A 15,635-nucleotide genomic window follows, 5' to 3' on the forward strand; every position below is an offset into this window, starting at 1 on the left:
ATGCCCGTACTCAAGGCGTCCACCGTGGCGGAGCCGGGACCCGCCGTCGTACTCAACGCCTGGGATACCGTCCTGTGGGGCGTCCTGCCCTATGTCATGGTGGTGGTGCTGGTGGGCGGGCTGGTGTGGCGCTACCGGTACGACCAGTTCGGCTGGACCACCCGGTCCTCCCAGCTTTACGAATCCCGGCTCCTGAGGATCGCCTCCCCGCTTTTCCACTTCGGGCTGCTTGCGGTCATCGCCGGGCACTTCTTCGGCCTGGTGATCCCGATGGCCTGGACGGCGGCGGCGGGCATGAGCCAGGAGTTCTACCACTTCAACGCCCTGCTGGTGGGCGGCATCGCCGGGGTGGGAACGCTGGGCGGGATCGCGCTGCTGATCTACCGGCGGCGCACCACCGGCCCGGTCTTCATGGCGACCACCAGGAACGACAAGACCATGTACGTGGTGCTGACCGCGGCCATCGTCTTTGGCCTGTGGACCACCCTGGCCAGTGTGTTCGAGGGAGAACACGGGCACAACTACCGGGAAACGGTGGCGCCGTGGTTCCGGTCGCTGTTCATCTTCCAGCCGGACATCGCGGCGATGGCCGCTGCGCCGTTCACCTTCCACCTGCACACCTTGGTGGGCATGGCGCTGTTCGTCATCTGGCCGTTCACGCGCCTGGTGCACGCCTTCACGGCACCCCTGCACTATCTTTTCCGCCCGTACATCGTCTACCGCTCGCGGGACAGGGAAACGAAGGGCCGGGGCTGGTCCGCCGTTGGCACGCCGGACAGGGACACCCGCAACCGCTGACCGGCGGTGCGTTTGGATCATGGTGAGGAGCAGGAAGTGGCCGGAATGACCGCAGCGCCGGGCACCTGGAGGGCGCTGAACCTTGCGCTGGCGACGGCGGCATCCGTGGCAGGTTTCTGGGCATGGAACTCCGTGGCCACGCTGGGCGCCTTCTACGTCCAGAACCTGTCCCTGACGCCGGCCAGCACCGGGATCCTGGTGGCCATGCCGGTGTTCGTCGGTTCGCTGGGACGGATCGTGGTGGGCACGCTCACGGACAAGTACGGCGGCAGGGCCATGTTCACCTTCGTGCTCCTGGCCGCCATCCCTCCCCTCCTCCTGGTGTCGGTCGGCGGCCTCCTGAGTTCCTTCGCGCTGGTACTGGGGGCCGGGCTGCTGCTCGGCGTGGCAGGGACCGTTTTCGCCGTCGGGATCCCGTTCGTCAGCGCCTGGTACCAACCAGCCCGGCGCGGGTTCGCCACCGGTGTCTTCGGCGCCGGGATGGGCGGCACGGCGCTGGCGGCATTCCTGAATCCCCGGCTTGTGGCCGGGATCGGATACTTTCAGACGCACCTGCTGATCGCCGGCGTCCTGGCCGTGATGGCGGCGCTGGTGTGGTTCGCCATGAAGGAATCCCCGGATTGGGCGCCCAGCCACCTGCCGGTGCTGCCCAAACTCCTCGACGCTGCCAGGACGGCAGTCACCTGGAAGATGTGCTTCCTCTACGCCGTGGTCTTCGGCGGTTTCGTTTCCTTCGCCACCTACCTGCCCACCTATCTGCGGGACGTGTACAGTTTCGATCCCTCCGGCGCCGGCGCCCGGACCGCCGGGTTTGCCCTGGCCGCTGTCCTGGCCCGTCCGGTGGGCGGGGTCCTGGCTGACAAGCTGGGCCCGAAACCGGTAGTCCTCACCGCCCTTGCCGCCGTCGCGGTCCTGGGCTGGGTGGTGAACATGCGGCCCGACGGCGAAGTCCCCGCCGGTGCCACATTCGTTGCCATGGCGGCAGCGCTGGGTCTCGGAACGGGCGGCGTGTTTGCGTGGGTCGGCGTCCTGTCACCGGCGGGGAAGGTGGGCAGCATCAGCGGCATCGTGAGCGCCGCTGGCGGATTGGGCGGATACTTCCCCCCTCTGGTCATGGGCGCCACCTATGACGCAGCGACCCGCAGCTATTCGATCGGGCTGCTCCTGCTGGTGGGCACCGCGCTGGTGGCCCTGTTGTTCACCCTCTTCGCGGTCCAGCCCAGGACGGGTGCGCCGGCGGTTCAGAGGACTCCGTAGCGCAGGTACACCACGCCGTTTCCGAACGGGCGTTCCTCCAGCAGTTCCAGCCGGGCCTCCAGTCCGTCCGGCAGGAAGCGCAGGCCGCCGCCCACGGCAACCGGGGTGATGAAGAACTGGCATTCGTCCACCAGGCCGGCGTTGAGGGCGTGTGCCGCCAGCGTGGGGCCGCCGATGCTGATGTTCCTGTCCGTGCCGGCCTTCATGTCCCGCACCGTCTCCGGGCGGAACTGCCGCTCCAGCCTGGTGCGGGGCGTGGGAGCGATGGCCAGCGTCGTCGAGTACACCACCTTGTCCGCCCCCTGCCAGATCCGGGCATAGTCCTGGATCACCGAAGGATCCCCGGACGTGCCCATGGTTTCCCAGACAGACATCACCTGGTACATCCGCCGCCCCAGGAGGTAGGTGCCCACATCCCGCTCCAGGTCGTTGATGAAACCGTGGACCTCCACATCCGGCGCGGACCAGTTGAAGTTGCCGTCCTTGTCTGCCGTGTAGCCGTCGAGGGACATGATTGCGGAGTAGATCAGCTTCGCCATGGCCCCATTCTGCCGCCGGATATCAGGCCCGCATAGGTTTTCGGCGCTGCTTGCGGCATTCCTGGGCTTGTTCGCACATCCGTGCCTTCTACTCGGGTCATTGCGAACAAGGCTAGGACCGCAGCATCCGGCAAAGCCTTACTGCTGCCGCGACACCAGGTACTGCTGTCCCAGGGTCCAGAGGTTGGAAACCGTCCAGTAGACCAGGACTCCGATGGGGAAGAAGATCCCGCCCACGCCGAAGACCACGGGCAGGACGTACAGCAGGACTTGCTGCTGGCGCATCAGGAGACTGTCGCTGTCCTGGCCGTCCATGGTCCGTGCGGCCACAAGTTTCTGCGTCAGGAATTGGCTGGCGATCATCACCAGGATCATGACGACGGCGAGCACAGCCACGGCGGCCGGGTCGCCTGCGCCGTGCAGCAGGGAGGCTGACAGAGGTGCCCCGAAGATGCTGGAGGAATCGAACTGGACCACCTGGTCGTGTCCCATCACGCCAATGCCTTCGCCCTGCCGCGAGGCGTTGGAAATTCCGGACAGCACCTGGAAAAGCGCCAGGAAGAACGGTGCCTGGATCAACAGCGGCAGGCATGCAGAGAACGGGTTGGTGCCGTGCTTTTTGTAAAGGGCCATCTGTTCCTGGGCCATGGCCTGCCGGGACGCAGGGTCTGTCCTGCCCTTGTACCTGTCATGGAGCTCCTTCAGGTCCGGCTGCAGGAGCCGCATCCTGCGCTGGGCCCTCACCTGGGCCAGGAACACCGGGATTAGTGCTGCGCGGATGACCAGGACCAGCCCGATGATGGACAGCGTCCAGGTCCAGCCGCCCGCCGCCGGCATGCCCACGGCGGCCAGCCCGTCGTGGAAAGCCACCATGATGGCGGACACCAGCCACCGGAACGGCTGCATCACCGCCGTGAAAAAGTCCACCGATCCCCCGTCCGCCAATTGCTGCCAAGCTACTGCGGATCCGGGAAACAGGAAAGCCCCCGGAACCTTGCGGATTCCGGGGGCTTGGCCGCCGCAGACAGGTATTGGTGTGGGGAAGGCCAAGGGGGCAGACAGGACGTTCAGCGGCCCCTCGGCCCCATGTGTGGGACATGCAGGATGAATCTTCAGTCTGTTTGGACGAAAAGGAAGAGGAAGAGGAAGGCAGCACCCATGGCTAAGCCGATCCACATGCTGATCAGGCGTGTCTTCTTGTACTGCCCGGTTTTGCCCCGCTGGTCTGCCATGAGCCACTGATCGTACAGCACCAGCGAGGCCACGATAATCGCGGCAGAAATCGATAAGTAGGTGAACGACATGGCTCAATCTCGACCTGCGGGGCCTACAGAGCGTCACGCCCTTCAGTTTCTGATTTCACCCGATAGTGCCGCGCACGGCTCAGGATGATCCCAAGCCTGCTCACGCAGGCGATGACCAGAACCGTGCCTGTTGCCGCGAAAAAAATATCGACCCCGGTCCAGCCTTCCCAATCGAACCGCACCAGGGTTGGAATAAGCAGGCATAAGCCGAGGATGAAGCCCCACCAAGGCAGAATCCAGCCCTCGTGCCCGTCAGATGACGTAGTGCCCATGCTTCCACCTTCCCAATAGGGCGTCCACGGAGCTTCCTGGTGTGGTGAGGCGGGCGGCCGCCGTAAGGAGCCACCCGCCTCGTCCAGCAGCTGGGGAGTCAAAGCCAGCGGCTGGGTACTTTATCTACAGGCCAAGCAGCCTGTTGTGCCCTGACGGGCCCTAATATGGCGTGACATATGCCACTTTTCTGCTCGGTCCAACCTAATAGTAAGCATGCTGAGCAGTCAACCCCCGCCGCTGGCAAAAGTGCCTTGAAGTCGAGACGCCGCTACAGATGAATGGACTTGCAGCAAACAGAAAAGCCCCCGGGATCCATGGATCACGGGGGCTTAGCCTGTAGCGGTGGGGAGGCTCGATCTCCCGACCTCACGATTATGAGTCGTGCGCTCTAACCAACTGAGCTACACCGCCACGAATGAGAAAAACCTGCGTCAAGCCGGTCAAACCGCCTTGACGCAGGCCCTCATTCAGAGCCCCCCACCGGAATCGATCCGGTGACCTCGTTCTTACCAAGAACGCGCTCTACCACTGAGCTAGGGGGGCAACGAGTAAATACTCTACCGGAAGATTTACGCACCAACAAATCGGCGCCCGGAGCCCCTTCCGGACGGTCGGGCAAGTGCTTTTCCGGGCTGCGGAAGCGTGTTTTTCCGCGGAATTCCGGGGCTGGAGGGGTGATGGGAAGCAGGGCGGACGACGGCGGCAGGCGCCTTCCCAGGGCCCCTCGCCACCGTGCCGAAGCCCGAATGTGGCGAGTCCCACACCCGTGCGGTTAAACGCCGATGGGCCGGCTCGAAAGCCGGCCCATCGCCGTCGTCAATTCCTCAACGCCGGGGGTTTACCACTTGCCCTTGCGGTTGAAGTCGCGGTGCCCGCCCTCGCTGCCGCTGCGGGGCTTGCGGGAGCCGTCGCCGTGGCCGCCGAAGCGGGAGTCGCCCGACTGGCCGCGGTCGCTGAAGGAGCGCTCGCTGTACGAACGGCCGCCGCGGTCAGCGGAGGACCGCTCGCCGTCGTTCTTGCGGAATTCCTTCTTGAACCCGCCGTTGCCCTTGAAGTTGCCTCCCCGGTCGCCGCCGCGGCTGCCCTGGTAGGCGCCGCGGTCACCGGACGGCTTGCGGCCGTTGTCCAGTTCGAGGTGGATCAGCTCGCCGCCGATCCGCGTGCGGGACAGGGCTTTCAGCTGGTCGGGGCTCAGGTCCGCGGGCAGCTCCACCAGGGAGTGGTCCGAACGGATGTCGATGCCGCCGATCTGCGCGGAGGAGATGCCGCCTTCGTTGGCAATGGCGCCCACGATGGAGCCGGGCATGACGCGCTGGCGGCGTCCGACCGCGATCCGGTAGGTGGCATTGCCCTCGGTCAGCGCACGGGTCGGCCCACGGGAGCCGAAGCCGTCCTTGGAGCGCTCGCGCTTCTGGAATTCAGGAGCGGCAGGCAGTTCCTTGACCAGCAGCGGCTGCCCGCCCTGCGCCATCACGGCAAGGGCGGCAGCGATCTCTGCTGCGGGAACGTTGTGCTCCTCCTCGTAGGAGGCGATGAGGTCCCGGAACGCCGCGACGTCCTCGGAGGCGAGGGTCTCGGTGATGCGCTCGGCGAACTTGCCCAGGCGCAGCGTGTTGACGGTCTCGGCCGTGGGCAGGTGCATCTGCTCCACCGGCTGGCGGGTGGCCTTCTCGATGGAACGCAGCAGGTACTTCTCCCGCGGCGTCATGAACAGGATGGCGTCACCGGAACGGCCTGCACGGCCGGTACGGCCGATGCGGTGCACGTAGGACTCGGTGTCGTGCGGGATGTCGTAGTTGATGACGTGGCTGATGCGTTCCACGTCAAGGCCACGGGCGGCGACGTCGGTGGCCACCAGGATGTCGATGCGGCCTTCCTTCAGCGCGTCAACAGTGCGCTCGCGCTGCTGCTGCGGGATGTCACCGTTGATGGCGGCGGCCTGGAAACCGCGGGACTTCAGCTTGTCAGCAAGGTCCTCGGTGGCCATCTTGGTGCGCACGAAGGCGATGACGCCGTCGAAGTCTTCCACCTCGAGGATGCGGGTCATGGCGTCGAGCTTGTGCGGGCCCATGACCTGCAGGTACCGCTGGCGGGTGTTGGCGCCGGTGGTGGTCTTGGACTTGACGGAGATCTCGGCGGGATCGTTCAGGTACTGCTTGGACATGCGGCGGATCTGGCTCGGCATGGTGGCGGAGAACAGTGCCACCTGGCGGTCCGAAGGCGTCTGCTGGAAGATCTGCTCAACGTCCTCGGCGAAGCCCATGCGCAGCATCTCGTCGGCCTCGTCCAGCACCAGGTACTGGAGTTCGGACAGGTCCAGGGAACCCTTGGAGATGTGGTCGATCACGCGGCCGGGGGTACCAACAACCACTTGGGCGCCGCGGCGCAGGCCGGCCAGCTGGGGCCCGTAGGCGGAGCCGCCGTAGACGGGCAGGACGGTGAAGTCGTCGATGTGCTTGGCGTAGGAGGTGAAGGCCTCGGCCACCTGGAGGGCCAGCTCGCGGGTGGGTGCCAGGACCAGGGCCTGGGTCTTGCGGGACGGGCCGTTGAGGTCGTGGAGCTCGGCCAGGCGGGACAGTGCCGGTACTGCGAATGCTGCAGTCTTACCGGTGCCGGTCTGGGCGAGGCCCACGACGTCGCGGCCTTCAAGCAGCAGCGGGATGGTTGCTGCCTGGATGGGGGAAGGCTTTTCGTAGCCAACGTCCTGCAGGGCGGCCAGGACGCGGCCGTCGATGCCAAGGTCGGCGAACTTCACGGTGTTTTCTTCTGCCTCAGCGGCAGGGGCGTCCGCAGCGGCAGGAGCCTCGGCGGCGGGAGCGGTTGCGGGAGCCTCGGCGGCGGGAGCCACGGGGGCATCCTCAACAACGGCGGTGGTTTCGTTCTGGTTTTCGGGCATAGGGGGATATTCCTCATCCATAGGGGGCCAGGCGGCACTACCCGAGGTGAGCGGAGCCGCAGTACGCGTGCCGATGATGCCGGGCAAACGTTGACCGGCCGGTCACAGAAGTCCGGCGCTTTCGCAATCCCGTGGCAGGACTTCGCGCTGCATCTCTTGGCTGCTATCCCAGCAGTCTGTACAGCGTTTTCTTTAGCCGGCTCTCCCTATGAAAATGCCCGCATCGCTTGTGCGGGCCCCAACACTTGCCAGTCCTGCCTCAAAAATTGGGCAGGAATAAGGGATTTCCGGAGTGGGGGATATTTCAAGTGTAAGGTACGGACGCCATTGACCGCCAATTCAATGCCCGACGGCGGCGGTGAGCTTGCGCACACAGCCCGCCCCGGGCAGGGATGCTACTGCCCCAGCCGCCGCAGCAGCAGCCCAAACTTTGTGTGGTATTCGTCCTGGAGCCGGATCTCGCCGTCGGCCTCTGCACTGCGGAGCGCCTCGATGACCTCCGCGTCCGGCTCACTGAACCACTGGCCGATCGTGATGCCGTGGCGCGGCACGAAGGTCCGCTGGATGGGGTCGCCGGCGCGGATGCTGCCGGTGCGGATGACGCGCAGGTAGGTCCCCACCCGCCCCTCCTCGGTGAACCGCTTCACCCACTGCGGTTCCTTCATCCGGCGCTGGAACGTGGCGCAGGGGACGCGCGGGGAGGTGACCTCAAGTTCGACGTCGGCCCCCACCTTCCAGCGCTCCCCGATGACGGCGTGGGTGGCTTCGATGCCGGCCACCCGCAGGTTCTCACCAAACATGCCCGGCGGCAGTTCGCGTCCCAGGGTGCGCGCCCAGAAGTCGGCGTCGGCCTGGGAATAGGCGTAGACGGCCTGGTCCTCTCCGCCGTGGTGCACCCGGTTGGCCTGGATGTCTCCGCGCAGGCCCAGCTTGTGGACCTTCACCGGACCGTCCGCCGGGCGCTTGTCGATGGCCGTCACGCCAACGTTTCCCTGGTCCGCGATGAGCTGGTGGACGCGGCAGACAGCAAGGACAGAACCAGATTCCATGGCATCCAGTCTAGGGTTCCCGCGCCCTGGCTCCCTGCGGCGCGGGGATGGGCAGTTCTCCCCTGCCGTCGAGCGCGGTTTTACTCGCAGCCGGCCTGCCCAGGGATTACGCTGATCCGAGGATTGCAATTGGGGGTGCAGCGCTGTGCCCAATTCACGTGGACAACTGAAGGGGACGCTGTGGATTCAAACACCATGGACCCGAACGAGGATCCCAGCAAGGAGCCGGACAACGCTTCCGAGGCGCAGCACGGCGCGTCCGGCCGGCCGCAACCGGGAACCGGCAGCAGCACCGCCAAGCCTCCGCCCTGGCAGGTCCCCAAGCCGGACCTGCGCCCCGAACTCCTCAATGAGCCCGTCACCCCTGTCGACCCGTTCGCGCGGGAGCGGGAAAAGCAGCTCAATGACGCGGCCGCACGGAAGAAGCGTTCCCAGCGGCGCACCGTGGTGGTGGGCCTGGGCGTGACAGCCCTCCTGGCCGGGACCATCACAGCCGTGGTGGCCAGCAATGAGGATGATCCCGAGTACGCGCAGGTGTGCTTCAACGACGAAACCGGCGAGCGCGTGGCGGACACCAACTGCGATAGCTCTGCGGGCCGCGGGGGCGGCATCTACGCCTGGTACTTCTACTCCCGCGGGGCAAGTGTTCCGCCCATTGGCCAGAACCGGTCCACCGCGCCCAACTACACGCGGACCGTCCCCAGCGGCGCAAAGGCCTCCACGGGGTACAGCAGCCAGGGCGGCACGGTCAGCCGCGGCGGTTTCGGCTCCAGCGCCAAGAGCGGCTCAAGCGGTGGCGGCGGCAAGGTCTCGGGGGGCTGACGGATGAAGAGGATGTTGTCCGAACCCCGGCCGGGCTGGAAGCAGAAGATCGAAGAGCAGGGCCTGGTGTTCTCCACCACCACCATGGACGACGGGCGCCGGATCGAGTACTGGAACGAATCCGCGTACTACGAGTTCACCATGGACGAGGTGGAGACCCTTGAAGTGGCGGCCGAGGAGATGCACCGGATGTGCCTGGAAGCCGCGAAGTTCCTGGCCACCGGGGCCATGGGCAGCATCGGCATCGGTCCCCAGGCACTGGAACTGGCGGCCGCATCGCTGCAGGCCGGCGACGTGGATGTTTACGGCCGGTTCGACTTCATCTACGACGGCCGGGGCGGGCCGGCCAAGATGCTCGAATACAACGCCGACACCCCCACCGGACTCATCGAGGCCGCCGTCGCCCAATGGTTCTGGCTCCAGGACGTGTTTCCGGAGAAGGACCAGTGGAACGGCATCCACGAGGCCCTCATCCGGCAGTGGAAGAAATTCCAGTACCGCACCGGCATGAGCACCCTCCACGTGGCCCACTCCGAGGTGGAGGAATCCGGCGAGGACTGGATGACCGCCGCGTACATGCGCGACGTCGCCGGCCAGGCGGGGTGGACCACCATCGGGATCAACATGTCCGATATCGGCTGGGACCCCAACCTGAACCGCTTCGTGGACCTGGACAACTTCCTGATCAACACCATCTTCAAGCTCTATCCCTGGGAGCTGATGATGAAGGAGGAGTTCGGGCCCCGCCTGCTGGAGCGGGCGCACAACCCGCGCTGGGTGGAACCCGCCTGGAAGATGCTGCTCTCCAACAAGGCCCTGCTGGCCGCCCTGTGGCATCTGTACCCCGGCCATCCCAACGTGCTGCCCGCGTACCTCACGGATCCGGGGCCGCTGAAGGAGTGGGTGGGCAAGCCCCTCCACGGCCGTGAAGGCGACAACATCCGGATCCACGCGGACGGGATCAGCCTGGAGCAGCCCGGCGGCTACGGGCGGGAGGGCTGGTGCTACCAGCAGTACCACCCCTTGCCGGACTTCGACGGCAACCATCCGGTGCTGGGCCTCTGGGTGGTGGACGGCGAGTCCGTGGGCTGCGGCATCCGGGAATCGGACGGGCCGGTCACGGACTACTTCTGCCGCTTCGTCCCCAACACCATTGACGCGCCGGCGCCGCTTTCGGCGGTGGCGGACTCCACCAAGGCAGGAATCGTTCTATGAAACCGGTGACAGCATGAGCACGGACATGACGACGACGGGCGGCCCCGGGCGCGGGACCGGCACCACCGTGCCGGCCAAGGGACTGCGGGCCGGCATCCTGGACCTGGGCGACTCCGTGATGCTGGGGCTGGCCTCCACCGCGCCGGTGTACTCCCTCGCCGCCACCCTGGGCCTGATCGTTGCAGTCAACGGCAACTACACTCCCCTGATCCTGCTGCTGGGCTTCATCCCGGTCCTGTTCATCGCCTACGCGTTCCGCGAGCTGAACAGCGCCATCCCGGACTGCGGCACCACCTTCACGTGGTCCCGCCAGGCCTTCGGCCCCTGGGCAGGCTGGCTGGGCGGCTGGGGCGTGGCCCTGGCCGGAATCGTCGTCCTGGCCAACCTCGCCCAGGTAGCGGGGAAGTATCTTTGGCTGCTGGTGGGCGACGGATCGCTGGCGGAGAACACCTTGCTGGTCACCGGCACGGGGCTGCTGTTCATCATCCTCATGACCTTGGTGAACTACCGCGGGATCCGGCTCGGCGAGCACGTCCAGCGCGTGCTGACCTACGTGCAGTACATTGCGCTGGGCATTTTCGCACTGGCCATCGTGGTGCGGATCGTGGGCGGGGCACCGGAAGGGCAGGCCTTTGACCTGGAATGGTTCAACCCGGCCGGCGCCTTTGCCGACCCCGGCGCCGTAGTACACGGCGCCCTCCTTGCCCTGTTCATCTATTGGGGCTGGGACACCTGCCTGGCGGTGAACGAGGAGACCGAGAACCCGTCCACCACACCCGGCCGCGGCGCCGTGATCTCGGCGTTTGTCCTGGTGGCAATCTACGTTTCCGTGGCACTGCTGGTGATGATGTACGCCACCGTGGGCTCGGAAGGGATCGGCCTGGGCAACGAGGCCAACCAGGACGATGTGTTCCTGGCCATGAAGGACGTGGTGCTGGGCCCGTGGGGCTGGCTGATCGTCGTCGCGGTTCTTGCCTCGGTGCTGTCCTCCACCCAGACCACCATCCTGCCCACGGCCCGCGGGACCCTCTCCATGGGGGTCCACGGCGCGCTGCCGGCAAAGTTCGCAGAGGTGCATCCGCGCAATCAGACCCCGGGATTTTCGACCCAGGTGATGGGAGGCGCCGCCGCGGCCTACTACGTGGCCATGAGCTTCCTGAGCGAGAACCTGCTGGCGGACTCCATCAGTGCCATCAGCCTTTTCATCGCGTTCTACTACGCCCTGACCGGCTTCGCCTGTTTCTGGTACTTCCGCGGAACCCTGCGGGCATCGGCGCGCAACCTCTGGTTCCGCGGCATCCTCCCCCTCGCCGGCGCGCTGCTCCTGACCGCCGCCTTCTTCATCTCGGCGGTCCAGATGTGGGACCCGGCGTACGGCGACACCCAAATCTTCGGTGTCGGCGGCGCCTTTGTGAGCGGGGTGCTGCTGCTGGCGCTGGGAGTGGTCCTCGCGGCCGCGTGCCGTTTCATGCCGTCCACCCGCGGATACTTCCAGGTGAAGAAATGACGGGTGAAGAAATGCCGGGTGAAGCCGTGACCGCGGGCCCGTCGGACGTCCTGGACCTCGACTCCCTGCTGTCCGCGGAGGAACTGGAGCTCCGGCAAAAGGTCCGCGACTTCACCCGGCAGCGGATCAAACCGGACATCGCCCGCTGGTATGAGGACGCCGTCTTTCCCCTCGACCTCGCGACGGAACTGGGGGAGCTGGGCGTCCTGGGGATGCACCTGGACGGCTATGGCTGCCCGGGCCGGTCCGCCGTCGAATACGGCCTGGCGGCCATGGAGCTGGAGGCCGGCGATTCCGGCATCCGCACCTTCGTGTCCGTCCAGGGCTCGCTGGCCATGACGGCCATCCATACGTGGGGATCCGAGGAGCAGAAGCAGGAGTGGCTGCCCCGGATGGCGGCCGGGGAGGTCATCGGGTGCTTCGCCCTGACCGAGCCAACGGCGGGTTCAGATCCCGCCTCCATGGCCACTTTCGCGGAGCGGGATGGCAGCGGGGATGACGCCGGCTGGGTGCTCAACGGTGCCAAGCGCTGGATCGGGCTCGCCTCAGTGGCCGGGGTGATGGTGGTCTGGGCCATGACGGACGACGGCGTCCACGGCTTCCTGGTTCCGGCGGGCACCCCCGGCGTGACTGCCACGCCTATCCGGCAGAAGCTGTCCATGCGCGCCTCCATCCAGTGCGATGTGGTGTTCGACGACGTCCGGCTGGGTCCCGAGGCCCTGCTCCCGGGAGCGCGGGGGCTGCGTGGGCCGTTCACCTGCCTGAACGAGGCCCGGTACGGCATCGCCTGGGGTGCCATGGGCGCCGCCCGGGATTCCTACGAAGCCGCCCTGGCGTACTCGCAGGAGCGGCTGCAGTTCGGCAGGCCGCTGGCCGGCTACCAGCTCACGCAGGCGAAGCTGGTGAACATGCTGGTGGAAATCCAGAAGGGCACCCTGCTGGCGCTGCACCTGGGCCGGCTGAAGGACGCCGGGAGCATCCGGCCGGAGCAGATTTCGCTGGCCAAGCTGAACAACGTCCGCGAGGCGATTGCCGTGGCCCGGGAGGCGCGGTCCATCCTGGGCGGCAACGGCATCACCACGGACTATTCACCGCTGCGGCACGCCGCGAACCTGGAGTCGGTCCGCACGTATGAGGGCACGGACGAGGTGCACACCCTGATCCTTGGCCGGCACATCACCGGCCTGGACGCCTTCCACTGACCCCTCCCCCAACCAGCTAGCAGTAGATGCCGTTTTGGGGGCCCAAAACGGCATCTACTGCGAGTCAGTTGGGAGGGCGCGGCGCGAAGGGGGTGCAGGGCACTCAGGCCGAGAAGCCGCCGTCCGCCTTGATCAGCTGCCCGGATACCCAGCGGCCGGCCGGGGACAGGAGGAACGCGACGGTGCCGGCGACATCGGCCGGGGTGCCGAGCCTCCCGGTGGGCTGGCGCGCGGTGAGCTCCCGGCGGACCTCCGGGGACATCCAGCCGGTGTCCACCGGCCCCGGGTTGAGCACGTTGGCCGAGATCCCCTGCGGACCCAGCTCGCGGGCGGCGGCGATGACGATCCGGTCCAGGGCACCCTTCGAGGCACCGTACGGAAGGTTGAACGCCGTATGGTCACTGGTCAGCGCAACGATCGCGCCGCCGTCGTCCGGTGCCTGCCGCGCAAAGGCGGCGATCAGCTGCCAGCTGGCGCGTGTGTTGACGGCGAAGTGGCGGTCAAAGGATTCGATACTGGTGTCCAGCACGCCCGAATCCACCGATTCAGCGTGGCTGAGCACCAGGCCCTGAAGCGGGCCCGCCAGCTGCCCGGCCTCGGCCACCAGCCTGTCCGGGACGCCGGGATCCTGGAGGTCTGCCGACAAGACCTGGACCTTGGCGCCAATCGCTTCCAGCTCGGCGGTGAGGCGGACCACGTCCTCGGGTTCGCTCCCCCACGGCATGCGGGCGTCGTAGTCGGCCCAGTAGGACAGGGCCAGGTCCCAGCCGTCCGCCGCGAGCTGCCGGGCAATGCCGGCCCCAATGCCGGCAAGCCGTCCCACGCCGGTGACCAGGGCAACGGGACGGACAGGGGCGGGTGCGACGGGTTCCATCCGACCAGCCTAGCCGCGCCCCAGATCAAGCCGCTGCCGGCTCCGCTTCCCGCGAACTGTGGTGCCGGCGGATGGTGGCACTGATGACCGCAGCGATGGTGCACATGGCTGCGGCTCCCAGCCAGGCGTAGGTGTAGTGGCCGGTGGCATCCCGCAAGGCCCCGGCCGCGATGGCCGCCGCGGCGGCGCCCAGCTGGTGGGCGGCGAAGACCCATCCGAACACCACACTGCCGTCAGCACCGAACGTTTCACGGCAGATGGCGGCCGTGGGCGGAACGGTGGCCACCCAGTCCAATCCGTAGATCACCACGAACACGATCATGCTGGGCTGCACGTCTGCATTCAGCAGCAGCGGCAGCACCAGCAGCCCGATGCCGCGGAACTGGTAGTAGACGGCGAGCAGGACGCGGGGGTTGAAGCGGTCCGTCAGCCAGCCCGAGGCGATGGTCCCGATAATGTCGAAGATTCCGACGACGGCCAGCAGGCCCGCGGCCGTGGTTTCGGGCATGCCGTGGTCATGGGCGGAGGGGATGAAGTGGGTGCCGATCAGGCCGTTGGTGGTGGCGCCGCAGATGGCGAAACCGGCCGCGAGCGCCCAGAACGTGCGCACCCTGCTGGCGCGCTTGAGGACCTGGAGCGCCCGGACGGCGGCGTTGCTGCGCGGGGCGCCTTCCGGAGCCGCTGCCGGGGAACCAGCCTGTTCTTCAATGGCTGGCCCTTCCGCGCCGTAGGGCAGCACCCCGACGTCGGCCGGCGAGTTCTTGAGGAACTTCAGCACCAGCGGGACCACGGCAAGCGCCCCGGCAGCGATCAGCAGGGAGGCCTGGCGCCACCCGGGATCCTGCGCGAGGAGGGCGATGAAGGGCAGGAAGACCAGCTGGCCGGCGGCGCTGCCGGCCGTCAGGATGCCGATGACCAGGCCCCGGTTTTTCGTAAACCACGTGTTGGCGATGGTGGCGGCGAAGACCAGTGCCATGGAGCCGGTGCCGAGCCCGATCAGCAGCCCCCAGGTGAGGAGGATCTGCCATGACTGGTTGACCAGCACGGTCAGCGCGCTGCCCATGCCGATCAGGACCAGGGCTGTTGATGTGACGGCCCGGATGCCGAACCGCTCCATCAGGGCGGCGGCAAACGGAGCCGTGAGGCCGAACAGCACCAGGTTGATGCTGACGGCCGCCGAGAGCACGGTGGTGGACCAGCCGAACTCCTGCTGGAGCGGCACCATGAGGACGCCCGGGGCGGCCCGGAACCCGGCTGCCCCAACCAAGGCAAGGAATGCCACGGCGGCGACGATCCAGGCCGGGTGCAGGCGGCGTCGAGGTCCGGGTGCCTGAAGAACGGTGGTCTGCGAGGGAGTTCCGGCCGTTTCCTCGGGCAGGGTGCTCACGATGCCGCTCCCTTCCCGGATGCGGTAGACAGCCGGATGGGTTGATCGGACCTGGACCGACTGTGCCAGCTGGTGTTGGCCGCCGTCAGCCGCGCGCCGCATTCGGTGCAGGTGTCCGCCGAGGTGGTGGGTTTCCCGCAGCCGGTGTGGATCACGTAAAGGTGCGCCTGGTCCGACGGCGCGGGCAGGTGTTTTTCCGCCCAGATGGTGACCGCGTTCAGCACCGGCAGGGCGTCCTCACCCTTGGGGGTGAGGACGTACTCCTGGCGTGTGCGGCCGCCGTCGTCGTAGGCCTTCCTGGCCAGCAGCCCGGACTCAACCAGGCCTGCCAGGCGTTTGGTGAGCACCGAGTCCGCCACTTCCAGCCGGCTTTTCATGGCGTCGAAGCGGCCATTCCCAAAGAAGACCTCGCGCAGCACCAGGATGCTCCAGGGGTCGCCCAGGATGTCCAGGCCGCGGGCCATGCTGCAGCTGCGTTGGGACCAGTCGGATCGAAGAGGCATAGGGAAAAC

General features: G+C 66.9%; 15 protein-coding genes and 2 tRNA genes. 6 read left to right on the forward strand and 11 right to left on the reverse strand.

Translation table 11 applies throughout. The features are described 5' to 3' along the window. Both narI and ACEN9K_RS16250 read left to right on the forward strand, forming a co-directional pair. Positions 1 to 798: a respiratory nitrate reductase subunit gamma gene (gene narI, locus ACEN9K_RS16245; RefSeq protein ID WP_223992338.1), complete on the forward strand. Its 798-nt coding sequence runs from the start codon at positions 1 to 3 to the stop codon at positions 796 to 798. A 45-nt stretch (positions 799 to 843) separates the two neighbouring features. Beyond that, complete coding sequence (locus tag ACEN9K_RS16250) at positions 844 to 2,055, forward strand: MFS transporter (protein WP_478223421.1); 1,212 nt, start codon at positions 844 to 846, stop codon at positions 2,053 to 2,055. Here ACEN9K_RS16250 and ACEN9K_RS16255 read toward each other — a convergent pair. From ACEN9K_RS16255 to ACEN9K_RS16290, 8 genes are all read right to left on the reverse strand, one after another. Further along, positions 2,040 to 2,594 (reverse strand): dihydrofolate reductase family protein, encoded by a 555-nt coding sequence (locus ACEN9K_RS16255; RefSeq protein ID WP_223992339.1) that lies wholly within the window; start codon positions 2,592 to 2,594, stop codon positions 2,040 to 2,042. The two genes, ACEN9K_RS16250 and ACEN9K_RS16255, sit on opposite strands and share 16 nt — an antisense overlap. Positions 2,595 to 2,732: 138 nt before the next feature. Then, positions 2,733 to 3,521, reverse strand: coding sequence for a membrane protein insertase YidC (gene yidC, locus ACEN9K_RS16260; protein WP_478223082.1), 789 nt, complete (start codon positions 3,519 to 3,521; stop codon positions 2,733 to 2,735). A gap of 185 nt (positions 3,522 to 3,706) precedes the next feature. Further along, positions 3,707 to 3,898 carry a hypothetical protein gene (locus ACEN9K_RS16265; RefSeq protein ID WP_495634653.1) on the reverse strand — a complete coding sequence of 64 codons (192 nt, stop codon included), beginning with the start codon at positions 3,896 to 3,898 and terminating at the stop codon, positions 3,707 to 3,709. A 23-nt stretch (positions 3,899 to 3,921) separates the two neighbouring features. Then, complete coding sequence (locus ACEN9K_RS16270; RefSeq protein ID WP_056393080.1) at positions 3,922 to 4,170, reverse strand: hypothetical protein; 249 nt, start codon at positions 4,168 to 4,170, stop codon at positions 3,922 to 3,924. A 338-nt stretch (positions 4,171 to 4,508) separates the two neighbouring features. Then, a tRNA-Met gene (locus tag ACEN9K_RS16275) sits at positions 4,509 to 4,582 on the reverse strand. A gap of 60 nt (positions 4,583 to 4,642) precedes the next feature. Beyond that, positions 4,643 to 4,714: transfer RNA gene (locus ACEN9K_RS16280), tRNA-Thr, on the reverse strand. A 295-nt stretch (positions 4,715 to 5,009) separates the two neighbouring features. Further along, on the reverse strand, positions 5,010 to 7,067 hold the full coding sequence (locus ACEN9K_RS16285; protein WP_018769068.1) for a DEAD/DEAH box helicase: 2,058 nt from the start codon (positions 7,065 to 7,067) through the stop codon (positions 5,010 to 5,012). A gap of 395 nt (positions 7,068 to 7,462) precedes the next feature. Further along, positions 7,463 to 8,116 (reverse strand): MOSC domain-containing protein, encoded by a 654-nt coding sequence (locus ACEN9K_RS16290; RefSeq protein ID WP_056393075.1) that lies wholly within the window; start codon positions 8,114 to 8,116, stop codon positions 7,463 to 7,465. Positions 8,117 to 8,296: 180 nt separating this feature from the next. On the opposite strand from ACEN9K_RS16290, the gene ACEN9K_RS16295 reads away from it, so the two are divergent. The 4 genes from ACEN9K_RS16295 to ACEN9K_RS16310 are packed head-to-tail and all read left to right on the forward strand — an operon-like array spanning position 8,297 to position 12,862. Beyond that, the gene (locus ACEN9K_RS16295) at positions 8,297 to 8,938 is read left to right on the forward strand and encodes a Tat pathway signal protein (protein WP_134163669.1); all 642 of its coding nucleotides are present in this window, start codon (positions 8,297 to 8,299) and stop codon (positions 8,936 to 8,938) included. Positions 8,939 to 8,941: 3 nt separating this feature from the next. Next, the gene (locus tag ACEN9K_RS16300; protein WP_495634654.1) at positions 8,942 to 10,153 is read left to right on the forward strand and encodes a glutathionylspermidine synthase family protein; all 1,212 of its coding nucleotides are present in this window, start codon (positions 8,942 to 8,944) and stop codon (positions 10,151 to 10,153) included. A 13-nt stretch (positions 10,154 to 10,166) separates the two neighbouring features. Then, on the forward strand, positions 10,167 to 11,660 hold the full coding sequence (locus ACEN9K_RS16305) for an APC family permease (RefSeq protein ID WP_134163668.1): 1,494 nt from the start codon (positions 10,167 to 10,169) through the stop codon (positions 11,658 to 11,660). After that, positions 11,657 to 12,862 (forward strand): acyl-CoA dehydrogenase family protein, encoded by a 1,206-nt coding sequence (locus tag ACEN9K_RS16310; protein WP_495634655.1) that lies wholly within the window; start codon positions 11,657 to 11,659, stop codon positions 12,860 to 12,862. The genes ACEN9K_RS16305 and ACEN9K_RS16310 overlap by 4 nt, the downstream gene beginning before the upstream one ends. 103 nt (positions 12,863 to 12,965) lie before the next feature. Here the strand turns inward: ACEN9K_RS16310 and ACEN9K_RS16315 are convergent, their stop codons facing one another. The 3 genes from ACEN9K_RS16315 to ACEN9K_RS16325 are packed head-to-tail and all read right to left on the reverse strand — an operon-like array spanning position 12,966 to position 15,626. Further along, a complete protein-coding gene (locus ACEN9K_RS16315) occupies positions 12,966 to 13,736 on the reverse strand; it encodes an SDR family oxidoreductase (RefSeq protein ID WP_018769062.1) in 771 nt (256 codons plus the stop codon). A 25-nt stretch (positions 13,737 to 13,761) separates the two neighbouring features. Further along, a complete protein-coding gene (locus tag ACEN9K_RS16320; protein ID WP_495634656.1) occupies positions 13,762 to 15,123 on the reverse strand; it encodes an MFS transporter in 1,362 nt (453 codons plus the stop codon). Further along, positions 15,120 to 15,626 carry a winged helix-turn-helix transcriptional regulator gene (locus ACEN9K_RS16325; RefSeq protein WP_026265732.1) on the reverse strand — a complete coding sequence of 169 codons (507 nt, stop codon included), beginning with the start codon at positions 15,624 to 15,626 and terminating at the stop codon, positions 15,120 to 15,122. The genes ACEN9K_RS16320 and ACEN9K_RS16325 overlap by 4 nt, the downstream gene beginning before the upstream one ends. Positions 15,627 to 15,635: the final 9 nt, after the last annotated feature.

The organism is Pseudarthrobacter sp. Pseusp20, assembly GCF_059492155.1.

What these genes read in the sequence shown, in the direction of transcription:
- narI (WP_223992338.1), top strand. Translation starts at nt 1, where the DNA reads ATGCCCGTACTCAAGGCGTCCACCGTGGCGGAGCCGGGACCCGCCGTC.
- ACEN9K_RS16250 (WP_478223421.1), top strand. Translation starts at nt 844, where the DNA reads ATGACCGCAGCGCCGGGCACCTGGAGGGCGCTGAACCTTGCGCTGGCG.
- ACEN9K_RS16255 (WP_223992339.1), bottom strand. Translation starts at nt 2,594, where the DNA reads ATGGCGAAGCTGATCTACTCCGCAATCATGTCCCTCGACGGCTACACG.
- ACEN9K_RS16265 (WP_495634653.1), bottom strand. Translation starts at nt 3,898, where the DNA reads ATGTCGTTCACCTACTTATCGATTTCTGCCGCGATTATCGTGGCCTCG.
- ACEN9K_RS16270 (WP_056393080.1), bottom strand. Translation starts at nt 4,170, where the DNA reads ATGGGCACTACGTCATCTGACGGGCACGAGGGCTGGATTCTGCCTTGG.
- ACEN9K_RS16285 (WP_018769068.1), bottom strand. Translation starts at nt 7,067, where the DNA reads ATGCCCGAAAACCAGAACGAAACCACCGCCGTTGTTGAGGATGCCCCC.
- ACEN9K_RS16290 (WP_056393075.1), bottom strand. Translation starts at nt 8,116, where the DNA reads ATGGAATCTGGTTCTGTCCTTGCTGTCTGCCGCGTCCACCAGCTCATC.
- ACEN9K_RS16300 (WP_495634654.1), top strand. Translation starts at nt 8,942, where the DNA reads ATGAAGAGGATGTTGTCCGAACCCCGGCCGGGCTGGAAGCAGAAGATC.
- ACEN9K_RS16305 (WP_134163668.1), top strand. Translation starts at nt 10,167, where the DNA reads ATGAGCACGGACATGACGACGACGGGCGGCCCCGGGCGCGGGACCGGC.
- ACEN9K_RS16310 (WP_495634655.1), top strand. Translation starts at nt 11,657, where the DNA reads ATGACGGGTGAAGAAATGCCGGGTGAAGCCGTGACCGCGGGCCCGTCG.
- ACEN9K_RS16315 (WP_018769062.1), bottom strand. Translation starts at nt 13,736, where the DNA reads ATGGAACCCGTCGCACCCGCCCCTGTCCGTCCCGTTGCCCTGGTCACC.
- ACEN9K_RS16325 (WP_026265732.1), bottom strand. Translation starts at nt 15,626, where the DNA reads ATGCCTCTTCGATCCGACTGGTCCCAACGCAGCTGCAGCATGGCCCGC.